The sequence below is a fragment of the Chryseobacterium jejuense genome (assembly GCF_017877355.1).
GTDB lineage: Bacteria > Bacteroidota > Bacteroidia > Flavobacteriales > Weeksellaceae > Chryseobacterium > Chryseobacterium jejuense_A.
In genome coordinates this window covers 20,241-38,030 of record NZ_JAGIPR010000008.1, presented here as the reverse complement: position 1 = coordinate 38,030, position 17,790 = coordinate 20,241, and the positions used below count along the sequence as shown (strand labels likewise).

5 protein-coding genes are annotated in these 17,790 nt (G+C 34.2%); 4 read left to right on the top strand and 1 reads right to left on the bottom strand.

The window, feature by feature from the left end; all coding sequences use genetic code 11:
* Nucleotides 1–29 precede the first annotated feature (29 nt).
* Nucleotides 30–3,683: an MMPL family transporter gene (locus J2772_RS16335; protein WP_209918567.1), complete on the bottom strand. Its 3,654-nt coding sequence runs from the start codon at nt 3,681–3,683 to the stop codon at nt 30–32.
* A 172-nt stretch (nt 3,684–3,855) separates the two neighbouring features.
* Here J2772_RS16335 and J2772_RS16330 point away from each other — a divergent pair, with 172 nt between their 5' ends.
* The 4 genes from J2772_RS16330 (at nt 3,856) to J2772_RS16315 (ending at nt 16,618) form a co-directional block, all read left to right on the top strand.
* Nucleotides 3,856–4,848, top strand: a complete 993-nt coding sequence (locus J2772_RS16330; protein WP_209918565.1) for a hypothetical protein — start codon at nt 3,856–3,858, stop codon at nt 4,846–4,848.
* Between the two features lie 21 nt (nt 4,849–4,869).
* Nucleotides 4,870–6,018, top strand: coding sequence for a hypothetical protein (locus tag J2772_RS16325; protein WP_209918563.1), 1,149 nt, complete (start codon nt 4,870–4,872; stop codon nt 6,016–6,018).
* A gap of 582 nt (nt 6,019–6,600) precedes the next feature.
* Nucleotides 6,601–11,181 carry a T9SS type A sorting domain-containing protein gene (locus J2772_RS16320; RefSeq protein ID WP_209918561.1) on the top strand — a complete coding sequence of 1,527 codons (4,581 nt, stop codon included), beginning with the start codon at nt 6,601–6,603 and terminating at the stop codon, nt 11,179–11,181.
* Between the two features lie 856 nt (nt 11,182–12,037).
* A complete protein-coding gene (locus tag J2772_RS16315) occupies nt 12,038–16,618 on the top strand; it encodes a T9SS type A sorting domain-containing protein (protein WP_209918560.1) in 4,581 nt (1,526 codons plus the stop codon).
* Nucleotides 16,619–17,790: the final 1,172 nt, after the last annotated feature.

Below are 17,790 nucleotides of genomic sequence, written 5' to 3'. Positions count from 1 at the left end.
TGTTTACAAAAATATGTTTTTCATATTTATTATTCAGTTTTAAATACTTTTAATGCTTCAGAACTGAATTTTAATGTATGATTTTTACTTTCTATTGCCTTGTTTGTTGTATTGATGAAAATGATGGTTTCAGGAAGAATCTCAAGATCGCTGATGTTAAAACTGTCATCAGAAACCAAGAGAACATCAATCTTCTTATTCACTTCAGACAGATCTTTTATATAGTTTATTTTTCTCCTTTTTACCAGATAATTATTGGAGGCTGTTGCTCTTTTATTTTCATTTCTAATCCACGAAAAAATTCTTCTGCTGGCCTGATAAAGAGTAAGTAAAGCATCTTTTTGTCCAAAATCATCAGCAATATGCAGAATGTTGGCATCCACAGCAATATGTTTATTCAATTCAAAGTAAACCGATTTATTGGCATTGAAGTCTTTCTTTACTTCTGTCACTACTTCATTATCCTTATATAAATAGCTTAGGAATAACTGCTTTTTAAAATAATTTTCATCTTCAATTTCTTCCCTCAGTTTGGTGAATTCTTCTCTGTAGTAAGCATTGATCTTTTTTGTTCTCTCAGAATAATTTTTACCAAAGTTCAGATCATCTTTATTGATTCTTTCTCCCACTTTTACTGTAATGCTTCCGTCATAGATAATGAAATCCCCTTTGGGTAATACTTCCGAATTTCCGTGAATGTATAAAGGAAGAACATCCAGTTCAAACTGTTCTGCAAGATAGAATGCTCCTTTATGGAATCTTTTCACATCATTGGAATAAGAACGTTCTGCCTCTGGAAAAACAACAAGAGAATATCCCTGTGCAATTTTTTCCTTCAATTGATCCATTCCGTTTTCAATACCTTGAGAAACCGGATAGAAGCCCAATGCTCTTACCAGTCTTCCGAATACCGGAGATTGATATACCCAATCATTAACCAGATAAATGATCTTATGAGTTGCCATAGCAATAGCCAATGTATCTAAAAAGGAAGTATGATTGGCAATGATAACAGCAGGTTTACTGAAGTCTTCCGCTGGATTTTTAATAACTTTTTTCTTAACAAGTGGACTTGAATAAAGCACAGATGTTAAAAATTTAGCCAGGATTAATTTGATGATGTCTAATGTTTTTCCCTTGGAGTTTTTAATGAAAATACTTCCGAAGGCGGAAAATACCAATCCACCAAGTCCATAATATAAGAATGAGAATACAGCTCGTAAAAATAGTCTGAATGTAATGGGTGAAAGTCCTTTTTTTGATCGGTTGGTAATCAATAACCTAAACCAGAAAGGATATAGGGTAGAAGTAATGATAATCACAGAGAACATTCCGATCAGGGCAACCAAAGCCAATGAATGTAAAGCCGGATGTTTGGCGAAAATTAAAGACCCAATAGATAAAATGGTTGTGAATACTGCTAAGATAATGGAGGTTCTGTAAGTCGGAAGCTCATTTTTCCCTGTGGTGTGCTCTTTTTGCATGGCTTGAGTAAGGAAGATACTGAAGTCATCCCCAACTCCGAAGACTAATGTACAAACTACTGTACTGAAAATATTTAATTCCAGTCCTAAAAAATATAAAATTCCGGCGGTTACCACTCCTGTAAGAACAATAGGAAACATGGTAAGAATAGTAAGTTCAAAATTCCTGAAGAAGACAATAATTGTTAAAATAATAGCCAGAAGGGAATAATTAATCAGCGTATTGAAATCTTTTTTTAATAGACCTAAAAAGTTCTCATTCATTTGCTGGCGGTCAATCGCAATGGCATTATGTTTCTTTTCAATATCCTTAATGAAGGCATCTCTTTTATTCTCGTCAACTTTCACTACATTGGAAACCGTGTAAAAACCATTTTCATTGCTCATAAACTCTGAGATCTGAAGAGCTTTTACTTTTTCATAGTCCTTGATGTCTAATGTAGAGTAGTTTTTATTTAAAACCTCATTGAAATTGTCAAAAGCTGAACTGTTGAACCCGAATTTGTTTCCATTGCTGATGAGCTCAGAAACGGTTTGATTCTTTTTATTATCATTCCAGAAGCTTTTCCATTCCTCAATTTTCTTTTGCTGATCTTTTTCAGACAGAACAATGCTTCCGATTGAGTTATAGCTAAGAATTTTGCCCTCTTTTTTCTCCTGTTCCAGGAATATGTTTAATTGAGAGTTTCTTGCCAACACCTGCTCTTCAGAGTTTCCATAAGAAATCGTATAAATGGATTTAGAAGTAATATCCGATAGTTTCTGAAGTTTAGCTTCACTGATTTTCATTTCTTTCGGAATGTAATTCAGATCCCCAATATCTTCATTAAAGCCTACATGCCTGAATCCAAACAAACACGCTAGAATGATGATGGAACATCCAATAATCAAAGGTTTGTTTTTTTCATACGGGTATGATCCGATTTTATCAATGAAGTTGGTATTCAGTTTCTCTTTGACATGTTTAGGCTTATAAAGCTGTGGAACAATAATCAGGGCACTAACGGAAGATAAAATAACAGTGATGGCGGCAAAAAGTCCCAGATCCTTTAATGCTTCAGATCTTACAAATACCAGACATAAAAAAGAAACAGCAGTAGTTGCACTGCTCAAAATAATAGGCTTGGTGATCTCTTTATAAAGTTCCTCAATATTGTTATTGTGTTTATAATGAGTAAGAATATGCAATGCATAATCTATGGTAATTCCGATAAGGATAGCTCCTACACTTAATGAAATGGCAGAAATTTTATCCTTAATAAAGTACAAGACCAATAAAGCCAGTAAAACAGAGAATACTGTTGGAAGAAACACAATAATTGGGGTAAAGAAATTCCTGAAATAATAAATCAGCAGAACCAAAAGTACTGTCATAGAAATCACAACCGTATTCTGAATGTCTTTTTTGATCTGTTTGGCATTGGCAACGGCAATGACCGGAGAACCAAAATAACTGATCTCGGTTTTTCCCCTGAACTGTTTATTGAGATTGTTTTTTATGGTATTAAGCTGGTCAACAAAAGCTTCATTGGCCTTTGTATCGTTACTTTTGTTTTTAGGTTCAATGAAAAGCAGGAGGTTTTTACCATCTTTGGTTACAATATAGCTGTCTTCCAGTTTGAAGTCCTTACTGATGTTCAGGGCATTTAATTTTTTGATTCCTAAAAAAGTTAGTCCCAGAGGGTCTTTTTTTATAAATTCCTTAGTGACAAGGCTGGTAGGAGAAACTAATGAAATGTAATTATCCTCTATTTGTTTGGCAATGCTGTCTTTTTGAAGTTTCCTTTCAATCTCTTTATAATCATTTTCATTGAGGAATAATGGCAGGTTTTGATTCACAAAATCAAAGGTTTCAGAGATTTCGTTATCATTTATTTTTCCCTGAATGGAGCCAATATACTTTTGTAATGGTTCTGTTTTTTGTAAAAAAGTATCCGCAGTTTCAGAAAGCTGGAAGCTGTCTTCATTAGATTTATTTTCTATGATAACAATAATTTTATCCGAAAAATTAAGTTGTTTAAGCACCTTTGCGGTAAGATCCGACTTTTCATTTTTAGGGATGATCTGGTTAATATCTTCCTCAAAATTAATCTTGGAAGCAAAGAAAAGGCATAAGAGAGCAATTCCTAATGCTGTAAAAACAGAAAGAATTTTGTTTCTGGAAATCAGATAATATAAAAATATAAAAAAGCGATGCATTGCGTTTGAATCAAGTCTGCAAATTTAAATTTTTATGAATTACATCAAAATAATTCAGGACAAGTTTTGGCTGAAAATCAATAAAATATTCTACTTTTGTAAAAGTTCCCTTTTGATGAAATGTATTTTAAACCATAATTATTATTAAAAAAATAAGAATCTGTTTTTTGATATGTTGAAAAAAAATGATGAAAAAATAAACGGATTTCTATTTGTAGCAGTACTCCCGTTTCTGCTGTTTGCTATGGCTTACTATGGCTTTGAATCTTCCTATGTAAGATTGAAAACCATGGAAAAGGCTCCTGATTTTATGTTCGCTTCTGTATATGCTTACAGAGTAATTCCCAATTATCTGAGTGTACATGTTACAGAAGTAGTGACTTTCATTGTGAATAATTATCTTCCCTTTCTGAAAAACTTTCTTTTAAAGCAGGGAACATTATTTTATCACAGTATTTTTCTGATTAACAGCTTCTTTTTTATTTTATCCTCGGTTGTTTTGCATGCGCTTCTTAAGCTAGGTGCCTTGCATCTTACTATCAGAAGAATGATCCATCTGCTGGCGATATTTTTTATTGTTATTATACAGTATGTTCCCACCAACTGTGATTCTATTGCAATCTTCTTTTATCTTTGGGGAGCATTACTCACATTGAAATATCTAGAGCACAGGAAACTCACAGATTTTATTCTTTTATGCGCAGTGGTATTTATTTCTACGTTGGCAAGAGAAACTTCATGCCTGAATATTTCTTTCTTTGCTGCAATGTGCATTGATTTTGAAAAATTAAAAAATAAAGATTTTACTTTTATCAAAGAACTTGTCTTTTTGGTGATTGCTTTTATTGTTCCTTATGCCGGGCTTAGAATAACGATTCATCAGGATGTTTCTTTTGTGGAAGGAGTTTATTTCCTTGATAATTTCAGCAGTCCTTTTAACCTGAGTGGTCTTCTGTTTGGAATAATAAGTTTATATTTCAGTTATCTGTTGTGTAATGATAAAGGAAAAATGCTCATAAGAAAGTACCTTTTCTTTGCCATTCCATATCTGATAATGATTGCTATGGTAGGCCTTTTCTGGGAAACAAGACTTTTTTTACCATTGATTCTTACAGGAATTGTAGTGGCTGCCCATCAGTTTAAAAATGTGATACCAAAACAGTGAAATTCATAATAAATTAGTTCGATGAAAAGAGCACTGAAAGGATTTAAATTAGAATGGTGGTACCTTGTAGGGGTTACTATTCTTTGCTTATTTAAAATTGGATTTGCCTATTATGCATGTAATGGGTTTGCTTTCGCGGATTGGTTGATTAATTATCAGGATGGTGGATTTAAAAGAAGAGGGCTCCTAGGGACTGTTTTTGTTTTTTTATATGATTCATTCTCAATAAAACTCCAGTATTCTGTTTTTGTCGTTCAGGCAATCGTTTATATTCTGTTTTTTTATATTTTGTCATTGTTGTTTAAACTTAAACAGACAAATATTATAGATGTATTTTTATTTCTTACCCCGTTTTGCCTTTGGGGATTCTTGTCTGATGCGGCAATTGGTTCCAGGAAAGATGGAATTTTATGGTTGCTTTTCACCCTATTTACTTACTTTTTAATAAAGAATAAATATTCGGGATTTAGAGAGAATATTTTATTGATTTCTTTCTCTTTATCTGTTTTTATTCATGAAAGTTTTATTTTCTACGCCCCTTATTTTTTATTTATCCTATTTCTTCATACAGGGAAGCTCGATTTTCAAAGAACAATTAAAATTGTATTAGCTTTTTATATTCCTGCAGCACTTATATTTTTAATGGGAAATATGAACCCGGATTATGGCTATACCCTTCAGCTTGTTAAAGAATGTGGTATCAGTTTACAGGATTCAAATATTTTTCAATGGAAAGAAAATGAATTGATTAAAACAAAATATTATGAGGAGCATCTAAATACGGTCAGTCTTTATTTAGTGAGTTTCACACTACAGATATTCTTCATTCTCTATTATATTTTTATCATTAAGAAAGATGAACTATCTAATAAGAAATTTCTGTTAATCACTTTTTTTATATTGATTATATCTACTGTTCCTCTGTTTTTAATCGCTATTGATGTGGGAAGATGGTTGTATAATCATTTTATTCTTTTCTTTATTATCCTTATTTTCCAGCTTCCTGATAGGAAAGGTGGGATGAAAATAATGGACAGATCTTTGATAAATAATAAAAATATAATTTTCGTTTCTCTTATTCTTGTTGCTGACTTTATTTATCGTGTCCCATCTTATGAATTGGGCCTTGATATGGGGTTGCCCCTAAAGCTTTTTTTGAAGTTTTTTTAAAAAAAAACAATTAGATTTAAGCCCCATAAGACTATTAAAATACATTTTAAAATAACTTGTTATAATTAACCTAAAACAGAAAAAATATAAAAAACAGTGATGTGATTTATTTATTTTTTCAATTTTAATGTGATGTTTTTTTGAATGTTTTTCAATATAAATGAGGTTTATGATGGGGTAAATTATTTATTTTTCATTTATGATCTATTTTTATTCAAAAATAGAATTTCTCTATTATGAGATTTTTTTTTATTTTTTTTGGTAACTTCGTTAAAAATTTAAAGATCAGCTATATCTGGAATTTTTAAGGATTTCTAAAACACATAGCCAGAAAACTAAAAAACACGTAATCATAAAAAAATTACGTTCTACCTATTTACAGATTACTCTGTTCGCAGCCTCTTAAAATTATTCATAAGAATCTGATTTAACATACCCTGTTTTCCAGATAATAAATTTACGACCCTGACTTGTCGATAAAGTTAGGGTTGGGATAGTGTTTTGAATTCTATCTGATTTTCAAAATATTATTTGGATTATACATTCATCTTACCTTCTAAAACACTTTTTAATTCTTTTGGTATGAAAAAAAGATTCATCTTAAAGATTTTTGCTGCAGTACTTTGTATTGCGTCGTCTCATACATGGGCAAGGACAACAACTGTCCCCAAGCCCGGTGAGACCAGTATTGGATTCAAACATATGACTGCTTTGCCTCCAAGTGTCTATGATCTGGATCCTCTTATCATCATTTCACAAAATGTGAATGAGAAGGGATTGGTAGTTATGAAAGGAAACTTTCAAAAACCCTCTACCGCAGGAGATGTAAAGGTTACCATCAAGTACAAAGATGCCCAAAACAACTGGGTATCTCTATGGTGTAAAACTTTTGCAGGGAATTATGACTATAATGAAGATCTTACAGCCAATTTCGAGCTGCCGTCATCAGTTTTGAGTACACATTCCGTTAAAATTGAATTAAGCTCTAATGAAAGTATTACGAATTGGCAGTCAATTACGTGGAGTAAAACAATAAGCCACTACAAACAGTCAAACTATGTCTATGGGAACTGTGATTTGGATGAAACCCAATACACTCTTCTGTTTACCCCTAAAAAGAATGAAACGGTTGTATATAATCCGAATGGAACTGTTTCAGGGGTAAAAGACAGGGTGACTTCTCAGCATCTGGTAAGAAAACTGGATGATATTGTGTTGTCTTTCCAGGGAAATGCTGCATTAGATAATTCCAATGCCAGTTCACCGGTGATTAACATTACAAACCCGAATAATCTTTCTACGATAGCAAGTTCACAGAAATATATTTATGAGAACAGTAATACCAGTCCTTTCGAGTTCTCTTATCATGATCCGGTGTATATGTTTGCAGGAAAATTTTCCAATGAAAGTTTCTTTATTAATTTCAGCAATTGGTTTTTACTAGCGTCTGATGGAGGTGAGGATTTAGGCAGGGGATATCTGGATTTTACCAAGCCTAATGCTCTTGTTAACAAATATTATGGCCTTTATAACTATATCAATGAAAAATTAGGCGATGTATTTACCAATCAGCAGCCTGTTGTTATTGTTATCAGTAAGGTTACAGGATTAAGAGTTTATAAAGCCAACGGAGAATATATTTCCCTTTCTGCGATAAGTAACTACAATACAATTAATGATTTTGGGTATCCGCCTCTTAATGGCAAGCAGAGAGGTCCCGGTTCCGAAAATTTTTCATTAAGTAATACTTCTCAGGCATCACTGTACGGTGTGGGTGCCATTAGAAACAGAAAAGTACTCAACAGCTGGAATGGTCCGTCAAGACCTTTGATAGATATAGAAAGCGAGATCAGTAAGTTTATTAAATATGTAGGAATTTTTACCAACCCGGTTACAGAGGAATGTCCTGTTACCTGCTTTACAATTAATTCAGGAGCTGTATCTGACTATGGAGACTGGTCCAAAGCTCCAAACAGTTATATCTTCACGGGTAAGGATAAGAAAACCAATGCTGAAGTAGATGGTCTTTATATTCCTGTAAAAAAGGCTTATAAAATGTGGAGTTCTAATTCACTTATGGGCGGAATTCCTATCCCTTCTGGTACAGTGACAGCAGATGTATATTGGGAAGATATCCATGGATTAATAAAATCCGGAGAAAATTACAGTCTGAAAATTATAGGATCCGGAGAAGATGCTAAAATAAAAGTTCCAATCAACAAAACTAAAGAAGGAAATGCCGTAATTGCTTATAAAGTAAATGGAGAAATCTTTTGGTCTTGGCACGTTTGGGTTACTGATGATCCTACAAATGGTTCAACATATAAAAGTTTTGATGGAGTAAAAAGACAAAAAACTGACGGAACTGTAGAATTAATCCCTGATTCGGATTGGGGATGGATGGACAGAAACCTAGGCGCTTTAGGGAATACCATTACTGGAACCAATTATAACCAAAACGGAGGTCTGCTTTACCAATGGGGAAGAAAAGACCCGATTCCTCCATTGGCATACAAAGGAAATGACTTCTATGAAGCTTCGGGATCTGTTGGAAGAATAAGACACAAACAGTCCAGAAATATGGCTAATGGTTCTCAGAAAATAGATAATTTAATTAAATTGGTAACCTTATCCAATGCCACGGTTCCTAATAATATCCGTTTATCTATTAAAAATCCCTTAAGCTTAATATATGTAAACAAGGATGATAATTCCGGACAGGCACTTTATAATAACAATGCCAATCTTCAGGTAAATTGGTTTGGTAATGCAGCCACGTTGCCAGCCAATAGATTAAGTGAGTTAAACTTATGGTCTGATAACTCAAAAGGTTTTATTACAAACGGAGATTTGAGTAGTGACAATAGTGCCAATCCATATAGAGATAAATCACCTTTTGATCCATGTCCTAACGGATGGAGAATTCCTTCTGTATTGGTTTCCAATTTAGGAGATACAAGCTATATTGATAATGTAAGGGTAGATTTTAGCCCGTTTGGTATCAAGAACAATATATCCATCAATACTTTTGAAGCTAATAAGTATCATATCATTAAACCTAATGATAACAGTGCTCCTGTTTATATGAAAGGTTTCAAAATTTACAACAATGTAGGAGTAGATCTAAGCAATGTAGGAGGAAATAACATGGGAATATTCTCTGGTACGGGTATGCTTGTAAGGAATTACCATGAAGGACAATATACAGATCAGCACGAAACGTATTTGTGGACAGCAACAATGACTCGGTTTTTCGATGCAACACCTTCCGTTTCAGCCAGAAGTTTCCGTGTGATTCCTGACAGAGATCAACCAGATGTCCCTGATCCTTCTTTACCTTCCATCACAGGAAGGTATCAATATTATCCTCTAACTGGAGGTGTAACTTCCGCAGCTCATGGATGCAGATGTATTAAAGATCCTTTGTATGAAGTAAATAACTATAACTTCCCTACCGAGTACTTTAATAATGCAGTAGAATATGCTGATGGATTAAACAATCCAAATTCATATACGATTGTTAAAAATACAACTGAGTCTACCATTCAGATCCCAATCAGTAAAGCGTTTTCTGCTCAAAGCAAACTGCTTAGCAATCCTGATATCCTGAATCCAGCGAATTTCAATAATCTGAAAGTTAATGTGCTGTGGTCTACTGCTACAGGTTTAATCAGTAATGTTGCATTGTCTAACGCTACTCCAACTTCATTGGCTGATATTTCTAACGCCAATATCAATGTTAAAATTGCTCCGAACCAGTCGGGGAATGCTGTTGTTACATTGCATAACGGAAGTATTACCAACCCTATTTACTGGAGCTGGCATATCTGGGTTACCAATACGCCTATCAATTCTGTTACCTATATTACTGAATTACCTAATCAGGCTGCTGTTAATTATCTTAATTACATCAAACCTGGTGAAGTCATCAAAACAGAAATAATGGATAGAGACCTTGGAGCTAATCAGGCTATTGCAGAAGCCAATAAAACTACTTCTACCGGAGGATTACATTTCCAATGGGGTAGAAAAGATCCGCTGCCTGTTTTTGTAAATGCCAACAGAAACTCAGCTCCGGTTTATTTAGGAACCGTACAGGCAAATGGTAGTGTTACTTATGCCACACTTGCTGCTGCAACGTATTATTCGGATTCCTATCTTAAAAAGTATCCTGATTATTCTGTACAGGCCAACGTACTGGCTACAGATAAAGTAGCGGATAAAATCAGCAAGGTTTTATCTTATTCTGTGAAAAATCCAATGATCTTCATGGTTCCTACTATGACCACGAAATCAGCGGATACTAATCACACCAATGGTGCAGACTGGTTGGCAAATGAGCCTAACCTGGCTCCGGAAAGATGGGGGAGAGGTGGTAAAAAGTCTCCTTTCGATCCTTGTCCTGAAGGATGGAGAATTCCTGACTTAACAGGGGTATCCAACACAAGTATAGGAGCAACTCCTTTTTATAAACCTACTGCAGGAATCAGTATTCCTAATAATTATGGAGGAACAAGAATTAACAGAAGTCCCTATAGTTCCGCAGCTATTGCATATTCTTTTGACAATCCTGCTTATAATATAGGAAGCTTTGCCAATTTGGGAGTAAGAGGAGCTAGAAATACCATAGAAGCTCTTCCGGTTTCTCCGGATTTCAATGCTATTGATTACGTGTATGGAGGTTTTTGGCTAGGTGCTTTAGGTTCCAATTATACCGGAAGAGCATTAAGAACGGAGATACAGTATATCGGAAATTATTTAACTCCGTTTAGCAGTAATGCCGACCCATATTTTGCTCAAAACTGCCGTTGTGTTAAAGTAAAATATGATGAAAACGGAAATGAGTTAGGACCAATTCCTAAATTGCAGATTACCTCATTGTCTGCAGCTAGAGCAACTAATGTTTTAGCAAAATCAGTAATTGAGGATAAAATAACCCAAAATAAACTTGAGTTATTCCCTAATCCTGTGAAAAGTATATTATATATCAAAGGTAATGATAGGGTTAAAGAGTATTATTACCAGATTTATAATATGTCTGGCCAGATGGTAAAATCAGGTAAGTTTGAAAATGAACAGATTGATCTTTCTTCTTTACTATCCGGAGCCTATTTAGTAAGAATTAACAATTCTGAAACCATAGTAAAGATTATCAAAGAATAATATGAATTAATGTGAAATTTAGAACCGTCTCAGTTTTGAGACGGTTCTTTTTGAAGAAAACTCTTTGATAGTCTTATTATTACTAATATTACAGTCTTAGGAGTAATTCCGGATATTCAGTAAAAATTTTAAGGTATATTAATAATTCCTTTTGTGAAATTAATTACTGGTGCATCGTTTCAAATAAACAATATTAAAACACAAAATGTATTCTATTATATGAACTGAGAATTGATATGGGATTGCCCTTAAGCTTTTTTTGAAATTTTTTTTAAAATTACCTCAATCTAATATCATAAGAATATTAGAATATGTTTTAAGACTTATCAATAATAACTTTTTATATTTGACCCAAATTCGGAGAAGGAAAATCTAAAAAATAGGGAACGTTCTTTACTTTATTCAGGTAGAGCAGCATTTTTTGTATATTCTTTATGATAAACAAGCTTTATGATATTCTAAATCACCTATTTTTGATTTATCTTATTGGTTTTTCAAATATAGAATATCTCTATTGTGGGAATATATTTTTTTTCTATTTTTGTTAAGACTTTAAAGATCAGTTTCATCTGAAATTTTTAAAGTTGAAAAAACACACAATAGAAAAACTAAAAACATATAAACATGAAAAAAAATACTTTCTACCCATTAACAGGTTTCTCATTTCGTTACCTCTGAAACCTACTCACAAGAATCTGATTTAATCAATCGTATATTCCAGATAAAAAAATAAAATCCTGGCTTTAATTGCTAAGATTGGGATTGGAATATTTTTTTAATTCTACTTTGATAACCAATGTATTATTTGGATTATACTTTCATTTTACCCACTAAAAACACTTTTAATTCTATACGTATGAAAAAAAAATCGACCTTAAAGATTTTTGCTGCAGTACTTTGTATTGCGTCGTCTCATACATGGGCAAGGACAACAACTGTCCCCAAGCCCGGTGAGACCAGTATTGGATTCAAACATATGACTGCTTTGCCTCCAAGTGTCTATGATCTGGATCCTCTTATCATCATTTCACAGAATGTGAATGAGAAGGGATTGGTAGTTATGAAAGGAAACTTTCAAAAACCCGCCACTGCAGGAGATGTAAAAGTTACCATCAAGTACAAGGACGCCCAAAACAACTGGGTATCTTTATGGTGCAAAACTTTTGCAGGGAATTATGACTATGATGAAGATCTTACAGCCAATTTTGAGCTGCCGTCATCAGTTTTGAATGCACATTCCGTTAAAATTGAATTAAGTTCAAATGAAACGGTGACAAATTGGTCATCAGTTACATGGAATAAAACTGTAAACCATTACAAGCAATCGGATTACACTTATGGGAACTGTGATTTGGATGAAAACCAGTACACTCTTCTGTTTACCCCTAAAAAGAATGGAACTGTTGTATATAATCCGAATGGAACTGTTTCAGGAGTAAAAGACAGGGTAACTTCCCAGCATCTGGTAAGAAAACTGGATGATATTGTTTTGTCTTTCCAGGGAAATGCCGCATTAGATAACTCCAATGCCAGTTCACCGGTGGTTAACATTACAAACCCGAATAATCTTCCTACGATAGCAAGTTCGCAGAAATATATTTATCAGAACAGTGATACCAGTCCTTTCGAGTTCTCTTATCATGATCCGGTGTATATGTTTGCAGGAAAATTTTCAAATGAAAGTTTCTTTATTAATTTCAGCAACTGGTTTTTACCACCGGAAGAAGGAGGAGAACCATGGGGTAGAGGATATTTGGATTTTACCAATCCTAATGCTCTTGTAAACAGATATTATAATCTTTATAATTATATCAATGAAAAACTGGGGGATGTATTTACCAATCAGCAGCCTGTTGTTATTGTGATCAGTAAGGTTACAGGATTAAGAGTGTATAAAGCCAACGGACAGTATATTGCTCTTTCTGCTATAAGTAACTACAATACGACCAACGATTTTGGCTATCCACCGCTAAATAATAAACAGAGAGGTCCCGGTTCCGAAAACTTTTCATTAAGTAATACTTCTCAGGCATCACTGTACGGTGTGGGTGCCATTAGAAACAGAAAAGTAATCAATAGCTGGAACGGTCCTTCAAGGCCTTTGATGGATATAGAAAACGAGATTAATAAATTTATTAAATATGTAGGGATTTTTACAAATCCAATCACAGAGGAATGTCCTGTTACCTGTTTTACAATTAACTCCGGAGCTATATCTGACTATGGAGACTGGTCCAAAGCTCCAAACAGCTATATCTTTACGGGTAAGGATAAGAAAACTAATGCTGAAGTAGATGGTCTTTATATCCCTGTAAAAAAGGCTTATAAAATGTGGAACTCCAATCCTCTTATGGGAGGAAGCCCTATCCCTTCAGGCACTGTGACAGCAGATGTATATTGGGAAGATATCCATGGATTAATAAAATCTGGAGAAAATTATAGCTTGGAAATTCTAGGTTCCGGAGAAGAGGCAAAAATAAAAGTTCCAATCAACAAAACTAAAGAAGGGAATGCTGTAATCGCTTACAAAGTAAACGGAGAGATCTTTTGGTCTTGGCATGTATGGGTTACTGATGATCCTACAAATGGTTCAACATATAAAAGTTTTGATGGAGTAAAAAGACAAAAAACTGACGGAACTGTAGAATTAATCCCTGATTCAGACTGGGGATGGATGGACAGAAATCTGGGAGCTTTAAGTAATACCATTACAGGAACTGAATTTAACAAAAATGGAGGTCTGCTTTACCAATGGGGAAGAAAAGATCCAATTCCTCCATTGGCATACAAAGGAAATGACTTCTATGAAGCTTCGGGATCTGTTGGAAGAATAAGACACAGACAGTCCAGAAACATGGCGAATGGGTCTCAGAAGATAGATAATTTGATTAAAACGGTAACATTATCCAATGCTACTGTTCCCAATAATCTACGTTTATCCATTAAAAATCCATTAAGCTTAATTTATGTAAACAAGGATGACAATTCCGGACAGGCCCTTTATAACAACAACGCCAATCTTCAGGTAAACTGGTTTGGTAATTCAACAACGTTGCCAGCCAATAGATTAAGTGAATTAAACTTATGGTCTGATAACTCAAAAGGCTTTATCACAAGCGGAAATTATAATAGTGATACTAGTGCCAATCCGTATAGAGATAAATCGTCTTTCGATCCATGTCCTAACGGATGGAGAGTTCCTTCTGTATTGGTTTCCAATTTAGGAAATGGAAGCTATATTGATGATTTAAGGGTAGATTTTAGCCCGTTTGGTATCAAGAATAATATATCCATCAATACTTTTGAAGCGAATAAATATCATATCATTAAACCTAATGATAACAGTGCTCCTGCTTATATGAAAGGTTTCAAAATTTACAACAATGTGGGTGTAGATCTAAGCAATGTAGGAGGAAATAATATGGGGATATTCCCAGGTACAGGTGTTCTTGTGAGAAATTACCATGAAGGGCAGTATACAGATCAGCACGAAACGTATTTATGGACAGCAACAATGCCAAAATGGTTTGATGCAACCCCTGTAGTATCAGCCAGAGGTTTCCGTATGATTCCTGACAGAGATCAGCCGGATGTCCCTGATCCTTCTTTACCTTCCATCACAGGAAGATATCAATATTATCCTATAGGTTCAGGAGCAACTTCCGGGGCTAATGGGTGCAGATGTATTAAAGATCCTTTGTATGAAGTAAATAACTATAACTTCCCTACCGAGTACTTTAATAATGCTGTTGAATATGCTGATGGATTAAACAATCCAAACTCTTATACTATTGTTAAAAATACAGCAGAATCTATCATTCAGATCCCAATCAGTAAAGCATTCTCTGCTCAAAGCAAACTGCTTAACAATACTGATATTCTGAATCCATCGAATTTCAATGATTTGAAAGCTAATGTGTTGTGGTCTACTGCTACCGGCTTAATCAGCAATATTTCACTTTCTAATGCAGCTCCAGCTTCATTGGCTGATATTTCTAACACCAATATCAATGTTAAAATTGCTCCGAACCAGTCGGGGAATGCTGTAGTTACCTTACATAACGGAAGTATTACAAATCCAATTTACTGGAGCTGGCATATTTGGGTAACCAATACGCCTATCAGCTCTGTTACCTATGTTACTGAATTACCTAATCAGGCTGCTGTTAATTATATTAATTACATCAAACCTGGTGAAGTCATCAAAACAGAAATAATGGATAGAGACCTTGGAGCTAATCAGGCTATTGCAGAAGCCAATAAAACTACTTCTACCGGAGGGTTACACTTCCAATGGGGTAGAAAAGATCCGCTGCCTGTTTTTGTAAATGCCAACAGAAACTCAGCTCCGGTTTATTTAGGAACCGTACAGGCCAATGGAAGTGTTACATATACTACCCTTGCAGCAACAACTTATTATTCGGATTCCTATCTTAAAAAATATCCTGATTATTCTGTACAGGCCAACGTACTGGCTACAGATAAAGTAGCGGATAAAATCAGCAAAGTTTTATCTTATTCTGTGAAAAATCCAATGATCTTCATGGTTCCTACTATGACCACGAAATCAGCGGATACTAATCACACCAATGGTGCAGACTGGTTGGCAAATGAGCCTAACCTGGCTCCGGAAAGATGGGGAAGAGGTGGTAAAAAGTCTCCTTTTGATCCTTGTCCGGAAGGATGGAGAATTCCTGACTTAACAGGGGTATCCAACACAAGTATAGGAGCAACTCCTTTTTATAAACCTACTACAGGAGTAAGCATTCCTAACAATTATGGAGGAACAAGAATTAACCGAAGTCCATCAAGTTCCGTAGCTGTTGGATACTCTTTTGACAATCCTGCTTATAATATAGGAAGCTTTGCCAATTTGGGAGTAAGAGGAGGTAGAAATACCATAGATGCAACCCCTGCAGCTCCGGATTATAATTTTATTGATTATACTTTCGGTGGCTTTTGGTTAGGTGCTTTAGGTTCCAATTATACAGGAAGGGCGCTAAGAACAGAGATACAGTATGCCGGAAATTATTTAACTCCGTTTAGCAGTAATGCCGATCCATATTTTGCTCAAAACTGTCGTTGTGTTAAAGTAAAATACGATGAAAACGGAAATGAGTTAGGCCCAATTCCTAAACTGCAGATCACATCATTGTCTGCCGCTAGAGCAACTAATATTTTAGCAAAATCAGTAATTGAGGATAAAATAACCCAAAATAAACTTGAGTTATTCCCTAATCCTGTGAAAAGTATATTATATATCAAAGGTAATGACAGTGTTAAAGAGTATTACTATCAGATCTATAATATGTCTGGTCAGATGGTAAAATCAGGTAAGTTTGAAAATGAACAGACTGATCTTTCTTCTTTATTATCCGGAGCCTATTTAGTAAGAATTAATAATTCTGAAACCATAGTGAAGATTATCAAAGAATAATATGAATTAATGTGAAATTTAGAACCGTCTCAGTTTTTGAGGCGGTTTTTTTATAGAATTAAAATACTTAATATTCGTTCTGGTTTTATGTGCATGACTTTAATTTGGACTATAGGATGGGGAGCACTTGAAGGAGAGGTCGTGGATCTGCAGGAAAATAGGAGGTTGAAAAATATTCCATTTGAAAATCTAGATACAGGGAATAAGCAGGTATACTATTTTAAAGCCAAATTTTGAGAAGCTTATCTTTCAGAAAAGATTAATAAAAGAGCAAAAGAATCTATCGATAATCAAAGCGGTGTTCCGCAGATGAAAGTACTTCATATGATGATTGATAGGTTTGGTGTTGCCAATATTATAGTCTTAGGAGTAATTATGGATATTCAGTAAAAACTTTAAGGTATATTAATAATTCCTTTTGCGAAATTAATTACCTTTGTGAGGTTCCAAATTAATAGTATTAACACACAAATGAGTTCTATTACAAACTACTTTTTGCGATTTTTTTTATTCTTTATCGCTCTTTTTTTGATTTTTAAGATTTATTTCGCGTACATCATTGCTAATGGTTATCCTTTTGGTGACTGGCTTATTAATTATCAGGATGGAGGGTTTAAAAGAAGAGGATTGTTGGGAACAATCGTTTTTTTCATGTACGAGAAGTTTCAGATTAAAGTACAGTATATCGTATTTTTCTTCCAGTTTCTCTTCCATTTTCTTTTCTTCTATTATCTGGTACGGCTAATAAATTTGAAAAAATATAATATTCTTGATTTTGTATTTCTATTTACACCTTTCTGTTTATGGGGATTTGTTTCCGACTCTGGCATGGGGGCAAGAAAGGATGGTGTCTTATGGTTTATGCTATCTTTCTTTACTTATACCCTTACAAAGGGTAACATAAGCAAGTGGCGATGGTATTTTTTGTATTTCATTTTTTTTGTTTCGGTATTTATACATGAAAGTTTTGTTTTCTTTTTTCCATGTTTTGTTACTTTATATTATTTTCATACAAAGAAGATTGAGCTTTCTAAGATTATCCTGATTTCATTATCATTCTGTATTCCTACTTTGATTATTTTTTTTGGAGGTATGAAAAGTGTCGGATCAGAATACACATTGGACATCATTAAAGCTTGTGGAATCAATTTGCAAAATGATAATATTTTTAC

Bases quoted from the DNA above. Each gene is read 5' to 3' on its own strand.
- J2772_RS16335 (WP_209918567.1), bottom strand. From the start codon at position 3,683: ATGCATCGCTTTTTTATATTTTTATATTATCTGATTTCCAGAAACAAA.
- J2772_RS16330 (WP_209918565.1), top strand. From the start codon at position 3,856: ATGTTGAAAAAAAATGATGAAAAAATAAACGGATTTCTATTTGTAGCA.
- J2772_RS16325 (WP_209918563.1), top strand. From the start codon at position 4,870: ATGAAAAGAGCACTGAAAGGATTTAAATTAGAATGGTGGTACCTTGTA.
- J2772_RS16315 (WP_209918560.1), top strand. From the start codon at position 12,038: ATGAAAAAAAAATCGACCTTAAAGATTTTTGCTGCAGTACTTTGTATT.
- J2772_RS16320 (WP_209918561.1), top strand. From the start codon at position 6,601: ATGAAAAAAAGATTCATCTTAAAGATTTTTGCTGCAGTACTTTGTATT.